This window comes from Alteromonas sp. ABH4_456 (assembly GCF_056160645.1).
This window is the reverse complement of record NZ_JBSWXO010000015.1, coordinates 68,439-83,789: the sequence shown is the minus strand read 5'-3', so window position 1 is coordinate 83,789 and position 15,351 is coordinate 68,439. Positions and strand designations below refer to the sequence as shown.

The window sequence follows — 15,351 nt, the reverse complement described above, 5'->3', positions numbered from 1 at the left end:
AGTACGGCGGTTTATGGAGACCACATCACCATTCCCCGGCAATGCCCACGGAATGGCAAAGGTGTAGCAGACATAGGATCAGTTATTTAGCTTGCGGCATAGCAGACAAATTGCCTGAACTGCCGGGAATCAAAAAATACTGGGGTAAAAATGTTGTTCATTGCCCCTATTGTCACGGATACGAAATTCGCAATACTGAGCTTGGTGTACTGGCCACATCAGACATGTCTCTCCACCAGGCGGCAATGCTCCCGGACTGGGGCAATACAACATTATTCACTCAGGGCATGTATACGCCTGAAGGTGATCTTTTGTCACTTTTAGAATCCCGGAAAGTGCGTATAGAGGATACACCTGTCGTTGCAGTGAATGGTAATGATGCGAAAATGGAGTCTGTCACCCTCGCAGGGGGGAGAATTATTCCTCTGGGCGGTTTGTATGTCTCTCCGCGAATAGAAGTGCATGCTCCGTTTCTGAAACAGCTGAGTCTGGCCCTTGCCGATTCACCGGCAGGCAAAGTTGTTTGTGTAGATGCTTTTAAAGAGAGTTCCGTTAAAGGCGTATTCGTAGCCGGCGATTTATCTAACCCGATGCAGAGTGGAACACTTGCTGTTGCATCCGGAACACTTGCAGGTATCGGTGCGCATAAATCGTTGATATTTGACCAGACCTGAGTTTATGAATGGTGTTCTGAAGAAGCTTTGATAACATAGCGCTATCTCCGGTATTTCAGAAGTATTAATAGTGAAATTAACATTAGCTCAGCCAGATCACATTCCCGCGCTACTTGAAATCGCAAAAGATGCGCGAATAACCAGGACAAGTGGCGTACCGGAAAATTGTAGTGAGCAGGACGTCCTGAAATGGATTGCTGCCGGAAAATCAATCCCTCCTCAGGAGATGCATTTCGTCATTACCATGGGCTCTGAAACGGCAGGATGCTGTATTTTGAAGAAAATAGACTGGCGTAAACGGGAAGCAGAACTTTCATACTGGCTGGGAGTGGATTTCTGGGGAAAAGGCCTGGGAACAAAAGCGGCAGAAAGTATGTGTGAACTGGCTTTCGGAATACTCGGAATGGACAGACTGGTATCGCATTATCTGAAAAAGGGTAATGCGCCTTCCGGAAAGATACTCGCAAAACTTGGCTTTACTGACGACGGGGACAAAGAGGATCTGCCGGCGGAAGGCCGTTTTCTCATTGAAGAGAGTGATGTATGGACCTTTGTAAAACTGAACAGAAGTCAGTTTATTTCAGGCCGCTAAACGACGGCCTGAACAGAATTTACTTCGCGTAATCCACCACAAAGACGTCATCCAGAATGCCGAGTTCAGCGAGTAACTCACCAAACTTCTTGTGTTCCGGGTGGGGCAGATAAGTATCCCGTGCCGCTTCATCAGTAAAGGTGAGCTGATAAATATGCGTAAAGCCTTTATTAAGCGCCTCCGGACTGTTATTCACCCCGTGCTCAAATGACTCAATACCGGGGATTTTATGCTCTAGCTCAGCAAACGCGCGGGTGACTTTATCAATATCCGCAGCACTCGCATCGCCGGTATATTTGAATACAACGATATGTCTGACGGTTTGTGACTCCGTATCTGCGTTAGCGTTAAAGGTTGCGCACATAAATAAACACCATAGTAATATTCGTATCTTCATTTTGACTCAGCATACTCTCTGGTTGATTGTTCTGACGTGTTTTTTTCGCCTGCCAGACCGGTTAAACGCGGGGTCATAGCAAACCTTGCTGCAATATCTTCTATCGTCTGTAAGTGTGCCTCTCCAAGCTTACCGGCCCAGCCGGAAGTCACTTTACTGGTCTCCATTTTCTTTGTCGAATCAGGCACGTAAGCTGTTGAAGACGGCTTTTTAAAGTCCGGTACTTTAATGTCATCACAATTCAGATATCCGGCAATCTTCTGGAATTCCAAATCAGGATTTCTGGCCAGCTCTTCAAACCGCACGTAATGGAGTGAGTCACCGGCGAAGCTGTCTTCGATAAATTTTTCCGTGAGAAAATAATAGCCGGTAAGCCTTTCGAAATCTCCGGCTTTATCGATAGCACGGATGTCATCACTGTACCGGCTGAAGTAATCAGCCCTGCCATCGTTCACATTAAGCAAATGGTTGGACAGAGAAAAGTTCTCAAACGCACCTTCAGCCCAGTTTTTTCTTGCTTTAATGGAAGAGATTACGGCACGGGGATCACGATAAATATGGATGGCCGGACACTGATAAGTATCTTTCAGATATTTCAGGCTTAATGCCCCTTTCACATACTTCACTACAACCCGGTTTTTAAAAGCCCTGCCCGGGTCGAGTAGTGCCTGATCACGCAACACAAACGGATTAGTCAGTATGCCTTTTTGGGCCTGATGCAAAAGCGCTTTCATATCCGGAGACGGCGGATGTGCCGCTGTCGCATAAGGCATAAAACCGTTAATGTAAGCATAACCCTGGTCAGGCAGTGCGATGCCCTGCACGGCTTTCTGAATATATCCGCACCTGGCCTGCAAAGGTTCAAACACCCGTTTGGCACTCAAACCTTCCGCGACCAATTCCTGTAACCACTACGCCAGAAACCGTTAATGACAACAGTTTCAGCGGTATTCACCCGCAATGCGTTTACCCTGTCGGGCGCACTTAACACATAACGTTTAAGCGCTTTCACATTTTCTAACATCAATGGGTTGTCCTGCTTATTATTCTGAACAGATTAATATGCGTAAACTCACCAGTTGGATCTCGCCTCGCTCTCCCAGGCCCGCCAGACAAATCCAACTCCTATACTGTAAGTCACATCTTTTTCATACAGCGGGCTGTCTTCATTGGCTGCACCCTGATTAAATTGCAGAGATGTGCCCAGAAACCCGCGAACTTTATTCATAACAGGAAAAGACAATCCCAGCGACACTTCTGATCCCAGATAACCACCTTTGGCATTAAATTGACGACGAGTCGATGTAACATACGCCTCATCGACCTGATAAAAGTAGTCATGCAATTTTTCTGTCGCCCAGGTCATTCTGAATGCCAGACTCAGTCCGGTACTGTCGAAAAAGACGCCGCGCTGCTGATAACGTAAAGTCGGTTCAAAAACATAACCTCTGGTATGCAAATCACCAAGATCTGTTGAAAATACAGCCCTTGCCTGCACTCTGCCGGTGAGCCTGCCATTTCCACCACGTTGGAATGAAAAATCCCGTATTTTGTAGATAAGCTGCGGACCGGCCTCGAACATATAATCCAGCTCAGGCATGCCTTCCCGCGCCGTATTGTCGTCGCTGTCGGCAGAGAACGCGCCACTGAAACTCATGTCCAGTTCAAGATTTTCATTTTCCAGAAATACAGCACGGGCCCCGCCGTCACCGCCGATGCGAAAAATATCACCGCGATAAATGGCGTAAGGTGCAGCAAGTCCTACAAAATTTCGCTCTTTGGATGCGGGGTAATTCGGCACTTCTATCATGCCGCCGCCAATACCCACTTCCCACAATGGCTGCTTTTCATTAAGCGACTCAAAACCGGTCAGGTTGCGGTTGGGTGAGTCGGCCGCAACGGTAATTTCGTCGTCCGCAAGGGTGTAAAAGGCAGTCATCATGAGAAGCAGCGCTGGCATTAAAAATGGTGATGAGCTCAATTCAAATCCTTTGTGTTGTCAGTGACATAATTGTGAGTGCCGGAGCGTAAGCTTACACCGGCGTGAATCATCTGTTTACCATTTCGGATAGGCGGACAAACTCGTCATCCAGACTGTTTGACAGCATCGTCTCACCGGCACGGGTATACCAGTAGCGGGCATTGAATTTATCGCCCTCTACCCGGTGAAGATAGCCGTGAATTAAACATGACAATACATCATTTTCATTTTCGACAATCGCATGTGCTCCGTCCCAGTTTCCCTGAGAGGCTTGGTCCAGCGCCTGCTTATGAAGGTTTGTCACTAATATTTTCCCCGTAAAGACAGTTTTTCATCACCTTGTAAAACACTATATCACAGCCACTTTAATTCGCATTACGCTGTCACTGTTGCGTTCGTATTGTGAATTTACGGGGAAACCGGTGTTTGCAGGTACTCCTCATCACTGACCTTTTCCATCCAAACCACATTTTTACCATCACCGAATTGCTGAATGGCGATATGTGACATCATGGAATGCTCCGTAGCACCGTGCCAGTGTTTAACACCGGGCGGGGTCCACACCACATCGCCGGGCTTAATGGTTTGCTTTTCTTTACCCCATTGCTGAACGTATCCCGTCCCTTCGGTAACAACGAGATGTTGTCCTTTGGGATGGGTGTGCCAGGCCGAGCGTGAACCTGGCGCAAAGGTGACGCTGGCACCGGAAACACCGGCTTCTTTGTTACTGAAATACGGATTCACGATGCTGGTACCGGTGAAGAACTTGTCTGAGCCGGTGATTGCCTGCTGTTCACCGTTTTGCGTGACTTCAAGAGATTGCGCTGAAGACAATGAAGAAATAGCGAGTAAACAGACCACACTGAATGACGTTGCAAAAGTATGCATAAAACTGAATTCCTGATGTTGGAAAGGTTATTCAGATTACGCCAAACCACCGCCAAAGTTTTTCAAAAGCAGTGCATAGCACCTATGAATTTTTTTAATAAATAGATGGGTTACAGTTACTTGGAAAGGGCCAGATATCCCCGTGATATACAATTAAACAGCCCCCGGAGGATCAGGCAATACTTTCACAGGATCAGACTATCGCTTCACAGCAAATTAGCGCTATCTTTTACAGTCAGGGATCTAAAGATTCATATTACGCATTAGCGCAATGCATATGCTACCACCACAAAGAATCGCTTTCCCCTGCATACAAACATTTTGAAACCCGTAATCTGAACAGGCCAGCTTCAAGGGAAATATCATGATTAAGCTTACCGTAAACGGTCGTCCCGAAACCTTTGACGGAGACCAGCAAATGCCACTGTTGTGGTATTTACGAGATGAAATCGCGCTTACCGGCACAAAGTTCGGGTGCGGTATGGCCCAGTGCGGTGCATGTACCGTGCACGTTAATGGCAAGCCGGTCAGATCCTGCGTCACTCCGATGCTGGCTTTGGAAGGAGCCGCTGTCGCCACCATTGAAGCCGCTGAAACCGACAGGGTTGGTGCAGTTGTTCAGGCTGCCTGGATAGAGGAGCAGGCGCCACAATGTGGTTATTGCCAGTCTGGTCAAATCATGTCTGCGGTCGCGTTGCTGAAAGAGAAAGCTGCGCCTACGGATGACGATATTGATGCCGCCATGAACGGAAACATTTGTCGTTGCGCAGCCTATCCACGGATCCGCAGCGCTATTCACCGTGCGGCAAGGGAGCTGAAATAATGATCATTAACCCTCAACATCAGCAACAACCTGAAGCAGCGCAACATGGTTCTGCAATTACCCGCAGGCAGTTTCTGGCCGGGATGGGCGCACTGACACTGGCGGTAAACTTTAAAGGCCAGGTTGCGCTGGCTGCAGAAAACGCCGGTTCTGATGTCTTTATGCCCAATGCGTTTATTCAAATCGACAAAAACGGCTTTGTTACGATTATTTCCAGCTACATAGAAATGGGCCAGGGTACCTTCACCGGCCTGGCTACACTGGCGGCTGAGGAATTACACATTACACCGGAGCAACTGCAGGTCACAGGCTCCCCTGCCGATTTAGAAAAATACGGCAATCCGGCGCTGGCGGCGGTAGGTTTTAATGTGCAGGGCACCGGCGGCAGTACCGCTATGGCCGGGGCATGGAATGTAATGCGAACCGCAGCAGCATCAGCCCGTCACATGTTGCTTCAGGCAGCGGCCCTGGAGTGGAAAGTCCCGTTTAAAGAACTGGTTGTGGAAGACGGTATCGTTATTCATAAAGCTACAAATAAGCGTGCCGGTTACGGTGCCTTTATCGAAGCCGCTGCAGAGTTACCGGTGCCTGATGCAGGTACACTTACGTTTAAAAAACCGGCTGAGTATCAGCGCATCGGAAAAGCGGAAGGCATGCGCCGTGTCGACATGCCGGAAAAAGTAAACGGCAAAGCGGTATATACTCAGGACATCAAACTACCGGATATGCTGGTAGCCGTCATTGCCCACCCGCCACGAAAGTTCGCTAAAGTAGCCAGGGTGGATAAGGCACCTGCCATGGCGGTGCCTGGCGTAGTTGCTGTACTGGAAATCCCCGGTGACAACGTGATTCAGGGTGGCGTTGCTGTACTAGCTAAAAACACATGGATTGCGAAGAAAGGCCGTGATGCGCTGAATATTCAATGGGACGGGAATACCGGTTCACACGCCGGTACCGCAGCCCTGTTTGAAGAATACAGACAGCTGGCCGCGACGCCCGGGCTTGAAGTAGCAAACACCGGCCCGCAATTAGCTGAAGTGCCTGAAGGCGGTTATGAAATCGATGCGGTGTTTGAATTGCCTTACCTGGCTCACGCAGCAATGGAGCCGATGAACGCATTGATTCACCTTCAGGAAGACAGCTGTCATATGTGGAACGGCGAACAATGGCATACCGCAGACCAGGCAGCCATCGCCAAAGAGACCGGTTTGCCGGTTGAGAAAGTGCAGATCACACAGCTGTATGCAGGTGGCAGTTTCGGCCGCCGTGCCGGCCCGGGCTGCGATTTTGTGATAGAAGCAGCCCGAATTGCCAAAGTTGCCCGTGCACAAGGACTACGCGTGCCAATCAAAATGGTGTGGCTGCGGGAAGAAGACATGGGTGGCATGCAGTATCGCCCGATGACAGTACACAACAACAAAATCATGATTAACGCCGATGGCAGTGTGGCTTCCTGGCGCTGGCGTGTTGTGGGGCAAAGTTTCTTCCCCATGCCGGCCACGCAGGTTGACCATACGCTGATGGAAGGTGCTCATGGCCTACCCTACGCCATTAATAACATGCTGGTAGAGCAGCACCTGGTTAAAGGTGATGTGCCTGTTTCGTGGTTGCGCTCTGTAGGTCATACGCATTCGGCCTTTGTCGGCGAAGTGTTGATTGATGAAATTGCCGCTAAAACCGGACAGGATCCTTACCAGTTCAGACGTAAATTACTGGCTGATGCACCTGAATTTGTAAACGTGCTGGATCTCGTTGCTGAAAAATGCGGCTGGAATACGCCACTTCCGCAGGGCAAAGAGGGCGAAAGGCGTGCGCGGGGTATTGCCATACGTCAGTCGTTTAACACCATCGTTGCTCAGGTAGCGGAAGTCACCGTGCGTGCAGACAACACCTACAAAGTAGACAAGGTGTACTGCGCTGTGGACTGCGGCCAGGTAATCAACCCGGTCAATGTGGCGACACAGGTAGAGGGCGGGATCGGTTTTGCCATGTCATTCCTGAAACAGGAAATCACCCTGGAAGACGGTGAGGTAACACAGAGCAATTTCCACAATTATCCTGTTCTTCGCATCAATGAAGCACCGGCAGTGGAAGTGTTTACGGTCGACTCCGTGAAGCCGCCAACGGGGATCGGAGAGCCTGGCGTACCGCCTGCCGTTCCGGCTATCTTAAATGCCATCAGCAGCATAACCGGTAAAGTAGTTCGCAGGTTACCGCTGGGCGCTAAAGTGCCGGCATAGTCGCCGGTTGCAAAAATAGCTGCACTGCAGAAATAAAAAAGGGCCGGTGACTTACTTCACCGGCCCTTCTTTTTAATACCGGCGTTTAGCCGCCAGTCAGTCTTGCCATCACGGCTTCTTTTACTCTGCGGCCGTAGTCTTCATCGGCGGCATCGTATTGTGCAAACATGGCTTGCTGCACATCAGCAGTTGCCTGGCTTAAACCATCTGCAATATTGCGAACCAGTTGCTGCTTTTGCGATTCGTTCATGATGCGGTACAGATCACCGGCCTGAGAAAAGTTATCATCATCCTGCGTATCGTAAATGTCCAGCCATGCATCCTGCTCCAGCGGCATGGGTGGCTCTGCATATTGCACAGCTTCTGCCGGCTCACCGGCCATTGCCCGGTTGTTCGGATAGAAGTTAGCACCACTGCTTGCCAGTGCAGGGTTAATACCGGCAAAAGCACCGTCACGCTGGTAGTTGTGCACCGGGCATTTTGGCGCATTCACAGGGATCTGATTCACATTCGCGCCCACGCGGTAACGGTGTGCATCCTGATAAGCCAGCAAGCGCGCCTGTAACATTCTGTCCGGCGATACACCAATCCCCGGTACTAAATTATTTGGTGCAAACGCCGCCTGCTCGGTTTCTGCAAAGTAGTTATCAACATTACGGTTCAGCTCAAGTTGCCCGATTTCCTTTAACGGGAAGTCTTTGTGTGGCCATACTTTCGTTAAATCAAAAGGATTTATGTGGTAGCTGCGAGCTTCCTCTTCCGTCATGATCTGCACCTTCACCGTCCAGGATGGATAGTCACCGTTATCAATGCTGGCAACCAGGTCCTGCTGTGCGCCGAAGGCCGGCATTTGTGCAGCTTCTTCACTGGTCAGCGTTTTAATCCCCTGATTAGTTTTGAAGTGCCACTTCACCCAGTAACGCTCACCTTTACTGTTCCACAAACTCAAAGTGTGAGAGCTGTATCCGTTCACATGACGGTATGATAACGGGATCCCGCGGTCAGACATCAAAATGGTGGACTGGTGCAACGATTGCGGGTTATTCGCCCAGAATTCGTAAACCGCCTGCGGATCTGGCAGATTAGTCCGCGGATTCTTCTTTTGACTGTGGATGAAGTCGGGGAATTTAATCCCGTCCCGTAAGAAGAATACCGGCGTGTTATTGCCCACCATATCCCAGTTTCCCTGCTCAGTGTAAAACTTCACAGCAAAGCCACGGGGATCACGGGCATAATCACTTGAATCCTGACCGCCGCCTACTGTGGAAAAGCGCAGAAATACCGGTGTTTGCTGACCTTCCTGCTGCAGGAAATCAGCTATCGTATAATCCGACAGGCTGTTGGTTAGTGTGAAGGTGCCGTAAGCCGCACTGCCCCGGGCATGGACAACACGCTCGGGAATACGCTCGCGGTTAAAATGAGCCAGCTTCTCAAACAGGTAGTGATTGTCGAAAGTCACCGGTCCGCGACGACCCGCAGTGCGACTTTGATTATCATTCGCAACCGGCGCACCGTTAGCCGAGGTTAACGTAACAGATTGAGGGCTCTTACCCGAAAATGGACACTGACTCATAATATTATCCTTCTGAACTGACACTATTGTGATGGACAGATTTTTATTTAAGTGCTCAGGTAGAGACTGTTTCTGTCCGTTGAGAAGATTATGGTCGATTACTATTTTTGAATAAAACGAAGTAAATTGATTGTTTAAATTGATTTCAAAGATTAGAAACGCAAAATTTAATCGAAGATACAAAAAGCCCGCCGGAAGGCGGGCGCTATACGATTAATCGATTTAGCTTTTCATTTTCATCAGACCTTCTGCCTCCACGGTGAAGGTATTGAAGAATTCCTCTTCCATCTCACCGGTGACGCGGACCCGCTCGCCCTTAATCAGGGTGAGCTTGCCATCCTGATCCAGCGGCATGTCATCAAGATCGTCCAGCTCTACAGTCAGCGTTGAGTCGCCTACTTTTAACTGCAGTGCTTTTTTACCGATAGACTGAACTGTGCCCACCAGCACCATTTCTTCGTCATCCACGTCCAGCGAATTTGCAGCACTCAAGTACATATCTGCGGAATGCTGGTCCACATCATCAGCCAGATAGGTTGTTTCCAGCTCGTCCACAAAAACACTTTGTGCCACGATTCGGGAGTCAGTAAGTAAACCATCATCCAGCTGTGCGGTTACCATGACATCTTTCCCTTCCAGCTCTTCATATGCCTGTGCGTCCAGGTCAGTATTATGAAGCTCTACGAAAATAGCGCCGTCACCGTAATCCAGCGTGAAGAACTTTGAATCCACATCAGTGACCTCACCAGTGAGCGTTATCCAAGTATCCGGCATATCTGCCAGACGCGTTGTAGTGTTGGAGTCCTGAGCCTGCATCACAGCTTTATTCATCCGGTCACGGGCGTTAGACTGTTGCTGATTTTCCATTTTCACCGGCTGCATGGCACCGGTCTGTGTTTCGACCTGTTTGGCTGCAGCGGCACCGGCAACACTGGATAAAGTGGCAGTAACAAATACAGCAGTTAATGTTTTCTTCGTGTTCATCATAATGACCTCCTGAATTGATATGTCTTTTGAGAACAATGAATAGTCATTCGGAGTTAACTGATGCAAAGCCAGTGCCGCCCATTAAAATCAATAAGTTACGAGAAAACGGTGTTTTAACACTGATACGGCTACAGAAATATACACGCGAAAAAATGTAGAGTTTACAGACCTGAATTGGGGGCCTTTAACCATTAACCGCCTCCATCAGATACTGCTTTAAAATATTACCGGCGGGAGACAAGGCAACCCCCCTACGCCGGAGTAAAGAAATATTTCTTTCTACTACCGGATGGGTGAGTTCGATCGCCCGTAATCCCGGGGACATGCGTGCCGGAACTCCTGAACTGGGTAATACTGCCACGCCCAGTCCAGCTTCTGCATAGGCAAAAGCAGATGTCATCTGCATGGGTTCAAGAATAATATCCAGCTTCATATCCTGAGCCAGTGCAGTGCTGTCGATGAGGGTACGGATCGTTGTACCTTTGTTCATGGCAATGACCGGCAGATTTGCCAGTTGTGCCCATTTGACTGATTTCTCTTTTGCCAGAGGGTGTGTATCAGAACACACCACCACCATGGCATCTTTTATCAGGGTCAGTGCTTCCACTTCTTTGTCAGACTGGGCATAACAAATGCCGAAATCAATCCGCTTTTCATTCAGCGCATTGATGATCTCCTTTCCGGCGCAGTCCTGAATGTTTAACCGGATATCCGGATAATCGCTGTTAAACCGTTTCAGCACCCGTGGCAGCAAAGAGCTGCAAACTGAGGGCAGCACCGCTATATCCAGCCTGCCCCGCTTTATGGACTTGTAAGTCTTGACGTCGTAAATGGCCTGCTCAAAGTCAGCCACCAGCTTTTCTGCCGTGTCGCGAAATTCTTCTCCGGCAGGCGTCAGTTCAACCTGACGGGTATGTCTTCTTACAAGCTGGATCCCGAAATCCTGTTCTAACTGCTGGATCAGCGAACTTAATGCTGGCTGGGTGAGGCAAACACGTTCTGCAGCCCGGGTAAAATGAAGTTCTGTGGCAAGAGCAATAAAGGCTTTGAGATGTTTGATGTTGACCACGTGAGCACGCCCGATTAATCAGAATAAACTATAGATTTATACAATTTATTTATTGGAGTTATAGATAATAGAAAATCATAGTATGAATAAAATGTAAACTTTTAATCTAAAAAAGGTTAATTTGATTTCTGAACGTCAGCTCCGGATCAAACAACATCAGATTCCGGCAGCGGGGCTGACAAGGCTCCGGCCCAATTAATAAATTTTCAATATTGAATTATAGAATTAATTGATTTGCCTGATAGATAACCATTCCGCATAGTATGAACAACTTGTAAAAATAAAGTAGCCGGCACGTTACCCTTTCCATCCAGCCGGCTTATCTGAGGAGAATCTATGTTTTCGTTGCTCAACGGGATCAAGGTCCTTGATTTGACCACCATCGTTTTAGGGCCCTATGCAACGCAATTCCTTGGTGATTTTGGTGCAGACGTTATCAAGGTAGAGAACATCACCGGGGACTTATTCAGAACCGTCAGACCCGGCCGTTCAGCAGAAATGGGGGCGGGCTTCATTAACTGTAACCGCAATAAAAAAGCCATCGCTCTGGATTTAAAAAGTGAGGGCGGACAGGAAATACTTCAAAAGCTGATCGCAGAAGCCGATGTGGTTGTTCACAACATGCGTACTGCTACGGCAGAGCGTCTTGGCATTGACTATCCTGCGGTAAAGAAGATCAACGATAAAATTGTGTACTGCTTCGCGCCCGGTTATGGTCAGAACGGCGCGTATGCCCACAAACCCGCTTACGATGACATTATTCAGGCGGAAAGCGGCATTGCCTATCTAAACCGCACATCTGACGGTCAGCCCCGTTTTATTCCCACAATTATTTGCGACAAAGTGGGCGGTATGCATCTGGCCATGTCGGTGCTGGCCGGCATGGTTCACCGCCTGAAACATAACGAGGGCACCTGCATTGAAGCGCCCATGTTTGAAGGCATGGTGTCATTTCTGATGACCGAGCAACTGGCCGGCGAAACCTTTGTACCGCCTCTCGGCGGCACCGGCTATGAACGGCTGAATTCGCCCTACCGTAAACCCTTTCCTACGGCAAACGGCTACATCAGTATTTTGCCCTACAGCACACGTCACTGGCAGCGCTTCTTCCGCCTGATTGGACGCGAAGATATGACTGAGCACGCCACGGTGACCGATCCGGTAAAGCGGAGCGAAAACGTGGGCTCGCTGTATAAAATTGTCAGTGAAGCCACTCCTGCGCGGACCACGGAAGAATGGGTCACCGCACTGACTGAAATTGACGTTCCTTTTGCTCCGGTGAACAACATTGATGGCTTACTTCATGACCCGCACCTGTCATCCATCCGCTTTTTCAATGAATACGAGCACCCCTCTGAAGGCCGCTTACGGCAACCCGGCAAACCTTTCAATGTTGACGGAGAAGTCACAGACGATTTACCGCCACCACTACCCGGCCAGCATACGGTGAGCATTCTTGAAGGATTAGGCTACAGCCACGACGCTATCGATGAGTTACAGAAAAAGAACATCATATTCAGCACTGAACGGAGTGAAAAATGAGTTTCAACATTCAGGCAAAATCATACATTCTCGGTGCAGCTGCGCTTTTTACTTTTGCTTCGCTGAGCGGATGTGCAACGCCCTCTGCTGACAATGACCACAGGTTTGCGGCATTGTCTGCCAAATTAGATACGCTGGTTGAAAACGGCACTATGCCGGGCTCAGTCACCACAATTATTGAGCAGGGTAAGCCGGTTTATCATTATGTGAACGGGTATCAGGATACTGGCAGCAAAACGGCGATGACGGATGATACCCTTTTTCGTCTTTATTCTATGTCCAAACCCATTACCAGTGTTGGCATTATGATGCTGCAGGAGCAGGGTAAGTTGCAGGTGTCCGATCCGGTCAGCAAGTATCTGCCAGCCTTCAAAGACTCACAGGTTTATGTGTCCGGCGACTTTGAGAACATGGTCACGGAGCCGGTAAAGCGGCAAATGACCATTGATGACCTGCTGGCCCATAAATCAGGCATAACCTATCACTTTACCGGCAACACACCGGTTCATCAGTATTACCGGAAATATGGCGTGAAGCGTGATACCCCCGTTGGCACACTGCCAACTGACGGTGCGCCGGCGCGCAATCTCACGGAACTGGCTGAACGACTCGCCGCGGCCCCGCTGCTGAGCCAGCCGGGCGAAACGTTTGACTACAGCTATTCCACTACCCTGCTGGGTAAAATTATTGAAACCGTTACCGGCGAGCGGCTGGATAACTGGCTTGAGAACAACCTGTTTACGCCTCTTGGTATGAACAACACCGGCTTTTTTGTCACCGGTGACGATCTCAACCGGTTTGTGACCAATTATCTGATGACTGAGAATGGTCTGAAGGTCATAGAAACGGCACAAAATACCGATTACAAAGATGCAAACCGCTTACTCGATGGCGGCGGTGCACTGGCCGGCACCGCCTCTGATTACGTGGCGTTTGCCACCATGCTGGCAAATAAAGGTACTTATAACGGTAAGCGGCTGTTAAGCGAAGCGTCTGTGGATGCCTTATTTGCGCCACGCATCACCATTGAAGAATTTGGTAACGACGCCCCGATGGCGTTCGGATACGGCTTTGCTATTGGATCACCGGACACCGAAGCTGAAAACTTCATGCCCGACGGATCTTTCGGCTGGGCAGGTTCCGGCAATACGGTGTTCTGGGTCAACCCCGAAACCCAAAGCCTGGTAGTCTTTATGACGCAGGTTATTACGCCGCCTCCCTTTGCTAAACAGGTACCGTTTCGTCAGTACCTGATTGAAGCGACTGCCGCAGAAGCCCGTTAACAGTTTATGTTAGCGCTCACCGGCTTTCTGACCATCGTGACCGTTTTGCTGGCTATCGTCAGCAAACGTCTCTCCCCGCTGGTTGCACTTGTCGCTATTCCTGTGGCCGGCGCGCTGATTGCCGGCGAAGGTATGCCGGTGCCCGGCTACATGGTTCAGGGGATCACCGCTATTGCCCCGGTGGCAGTCATGTTCATGTTTGCTATATTGTTTTTCGGCATCATGAATGACAACCATGTGTTTACGCCCTTTATCAACGGCGTACTGAAAGTGTGTGGCAGCGATCCCAGGAAACTGTTCACCGGTGTCGTGCTGATTACCGCACTGGTGCATCTTGACGGCTCCGGCGCCAGTACCTTTTTAATTGTGATACCCGCGGTATTACCGGTTTTTGATGCACTGAATATTGAGCGCAAAAAGCTGGCAGCACTGGTAGCGATGTCGGCAGGTGTCAACAATATGCTTCCCTGGGGTGGTCCCACCATCCGTGCAGCCGCCGCCCTCGACGTACCGGTTATGGAGCTTTACGCGCCCTTACTGCCGGTGCATCTTTGCGGCTTTGCTTTTGTGCTCCTGATTGCTTACTGGATGGGCCATAAAGAACGGCTGAAACAAAATGCGATTACAGATACGTCCATCACTTCAGCGCAGCAAACGCGCCGGACAGACGTAAAATGGTTCATCAACATTGGGCTCATAGTCATTGTCATAAGCGCCATTGTCGCCAGTCTGCTCCCTCCTGTTGTGGCGTTTACCGGCGGTGCGCTGGCCGCTTTGCTGATTAATGCCCCCTCGCAGGAAGCACAGAAAAAAACCATCGATAACCACGCTGCGCCGGTATTCATGATGGTCAGCATTCTGTTTGCTGCCGGATGTTTTACCGGCGTACTGAAGCACTCTGGCATGCTGGATGCCATGGCATCAAGTGGCAGTACCTTATTACCTGAGGCATTAACCGGAAATATGCCTCTTGTGGTCGCAGTGTTATCTATGCCCCTGAGCCTGTTGTTTGACCCGGACTCTTTTTACTTCGGCATTATGCCGGTACTGGCAGGCATTGCTGCTGAATCGGGCCTGCCTGCTGTCAGCGTGGCACACGGTGCACTGCTGGGACAAATGACCACCGGATTTCCGGTCAGCCCGTTAACACCGGCGACATTCCTGCTTATTGGTCTTACGCAAATCAGTCTGGCAGATCATCAGCGCTACGCCCTGCCCTTACTGGCCGGCGTCTCGTTATTTATGACGCTGGTAGCCGTGTTGCTTGGCGTGATCCCCTTATAAAAGTCGTTACAGGGTAAA

15 protein-coding genes are annotated in these 15,351 nt (G+C 49.6%); 7 read left to right on the top strand and 8 right to left on the bottom strand.

Annotated features, from left to right (window positions below; all coding sequences use genetic code 11):
- The first annotated feature begins 110 nt into the window (after positions 1-110).
- Together ACXAG2_RS18750 and ACXAG2_RS18745 are read left to right on the top strand one after the other, a co-directional pair.
- Positions 111-674: an NAD(P)/FAD-dependent oxidoreductase gene (locus ACXAG2_RS18750; RefSeq protein ID WP_474869516.1), complete on the top strand. Its 564-nt coding sequence runs from the start codon at positions 111-113 to the stop codon at positions 672-674.
- A 70-nt stretch (positions 675-744) separates the two neighbouring features.
- Complete coding sequence (locus ACXAG2_RS18745; RefSeq protein ID WP_474869514.1) at positions 745-1,266, top strand: GNAT family N-acetyltransferase; 522 nt, start codon at positions 745-747, stop codon at positions 1,264-1,266.
- 19 nt (positions 1,267-1,285) lie between these two features.
- Here ACXAG2_RS18745 and ACXAG2_RS18740 read toward each other — a convergent pair whose 3' ends face one another.
- The 5 genes from ACXAG2_RS18740 to ACXAG2_RS18720 form a co-directional block, all read right to left on the bottom strand.
- The gene (locus tag ACXAG2_RS18740; RefSeq protein WP_474846349.1) at positions 1,286-1,630 is read right to left on the bottom strand and encodes a Dabb family protein; all 345 of its coding nucleotides are present in this window, start codon (positions 1,628-1,630) and stop codon (positions 1,286-1,288) included.
- A 29-nt stretch (positions 1,631-1,659) separates the two neighbouring features.
- The gene (locus ACXAG2_RS18735) at positions 1,660-2,547 is read right to left on the bottom strand and encodes a hypothetical protein (RefSeq protein ID WP_474869512.1); all 888 of its coding nucleotides are present in this window, start codon (positions 2,545-2,547) and stop codon (positions 1,660-1,662) included.
- 188 nt (positions 2,548-2,735) lie between these two features.
- Positions 2,736-3,644, bottom strand: a complete 909-nt coding sequence (locus tag ACXAG2_RS18730) for a MipA/OmpV family protein (RefSeq protein ID WP_474869510.1) — start codon at positions 3,642-3,644, stop codon at positions 2,736-2,738.
- Between the two features lie 67 nt (positions 3,645-3,711).
- The gene (locus tag ACXAG2_RS18725; protein WP_474869507.1) at positions 3,712-3,948 is read right to left on the bottom strand and encodes a hypothetical protein; all 237 of its coding nucleotides are present in this window, start codon (positions 3,946-3,948) and stop codon (positions 3,712-3,714) included.
- A gap of 104 nt (positions 3,949-4,052) precedes the next feature.
- A complete protein-coding gene (locus tag ACXAG2_RS18720; protein WP_474869505.1) occupies positions 4,053-4,532 on the bottom strand; it encodes a (R)-mandelonitrile lyase in 480 nt (159 codons plus the stop codon).
- Positions 4,533-4,896: 364 nt separating this feature from the next.
- Here ACXAG2_RS18720 and ACXAG2_RS18715 point away from each other — a divergent pair, with 364 nt between their 5' ends.
- Both ACXAG2_RS18715 and ACXAG2_RS18710 read left to right on the top strand, forming a co-directional pair.
- A complete protein-coding gene (locus ACXAG2_RS18715; protein ID WP_474869502.1) occupies positions 4,897-5,355 on the top strand; it encodes a (2Fe-2S)-binding protein in 459 nt (152 codons plus the stop codon).
- Positions 5,355-7,595, top strand: coding sequence for a xanthine dehydrogenase family protein molybdopterin-binding subunit (locus ACXAG2_RS18710; RefSeq protein ID WP_474869499.1), 2,241 nt, complete (start codon positions 5,355-5,357; stop codon positions 7,593-7,595). The genes ACXAG2_RS18715 and ACXAG2_RS18710 overlap by 1 nt, the downstream gene beginning before the upstream one ends.
- An 85-nt stretch (positions 7,596-7,680) precedes the next feature.
- On the opposite strand, the gene ACXAG2_RS18705 is transcribed toward ACXAG2_RS18710, so the two are convergent.
- The 3 genes from ACXAG2_RS18705 to ACXAG2_RS18695 all read right to left on the bottom strand — a co-directional run bounded on the left by ACXAG2_RS18705 (position 7,681) and on the right by ACXAG2_RS18695 (position 11,224).
- A complete protein-coding gene (locus tag ACXAG2_RS18705; RefSeq protein ID WP_474869496.1) occupies positions 7,681-9,168 on the bottom strand; it encodes a catalase in 1,488 nt (495 codons plus the stop codon).
- A gap of 222 nt (positions 9,169-9,390) precedes the next feature.
- Entirely contained in the window at positions 9,391-10,155 is a 765-nt protein-coding gene (locus tag ACXAG2_RS18700; RefSeq protein WP_474869495.1) for a hypothetical protein, read from the bottom strand.
- Positions 10,156-10,339: 184 nt separating this feature from the next.
- Entirely contained in the window at positions 10,340-11,224 is an 885-nt protein-coding gene (locus tag ACXAG2_RS18695; protein ID WP_474869492.1) for a LysR family transcriptional regulator, read from the bottom strand.
- 336 nt (positions 11,225-11,560) lie between these two features.
- On the opposite strand from ACXAG2_RS18695, the gene ACXAG2_RS18690 reads away from it, so the two are divergent.
- The 3 genes from ACXAG2_RS18690 to ACXAG2_RS18680 are packed head-to-tail and all read left to right on the top strand — an operon-like array spanning position 11,561 to position 15,333.
- Positions 11,561-12,766, top strand: coding sequence for a CaiB/BaiF CoA transferase family protein (locus ACXAG2_RS18690; protein WP_474869489.1), 1,206 nt, complete (start codon positions 11,561-11,563; stop codon positions 12,764-12,766).
- Positions 12,763-14,049, top strand: a complete 1,287-nt coding sequence (locus ACXAG2_RS18685; protein WP_474869487.1) for a serine hydrolase domain-containing protein — start codon at positions 12,763-12,765, stop codon at positions 14,047-14,049. Before ACXAG2_RS18690 ends, ACXAG2_RS18685 begins: the two co-directional genes overlap by 4 nt.
- Positions 14,050-14,055: 6 nt before the next feature.
- Positions 14,056-15,333, top strand: coding sequence for a CitMHS family transporter (locus ACXAG2_RS18680; protein WP_474869485.1), 1,278 nt, complete (start codon positions 14,056-14,058; stop codon positions 15,331-15,333).
- The last annotated feature ends 18 nt before the right edge of the window (positions 15,334-15,351 follow it).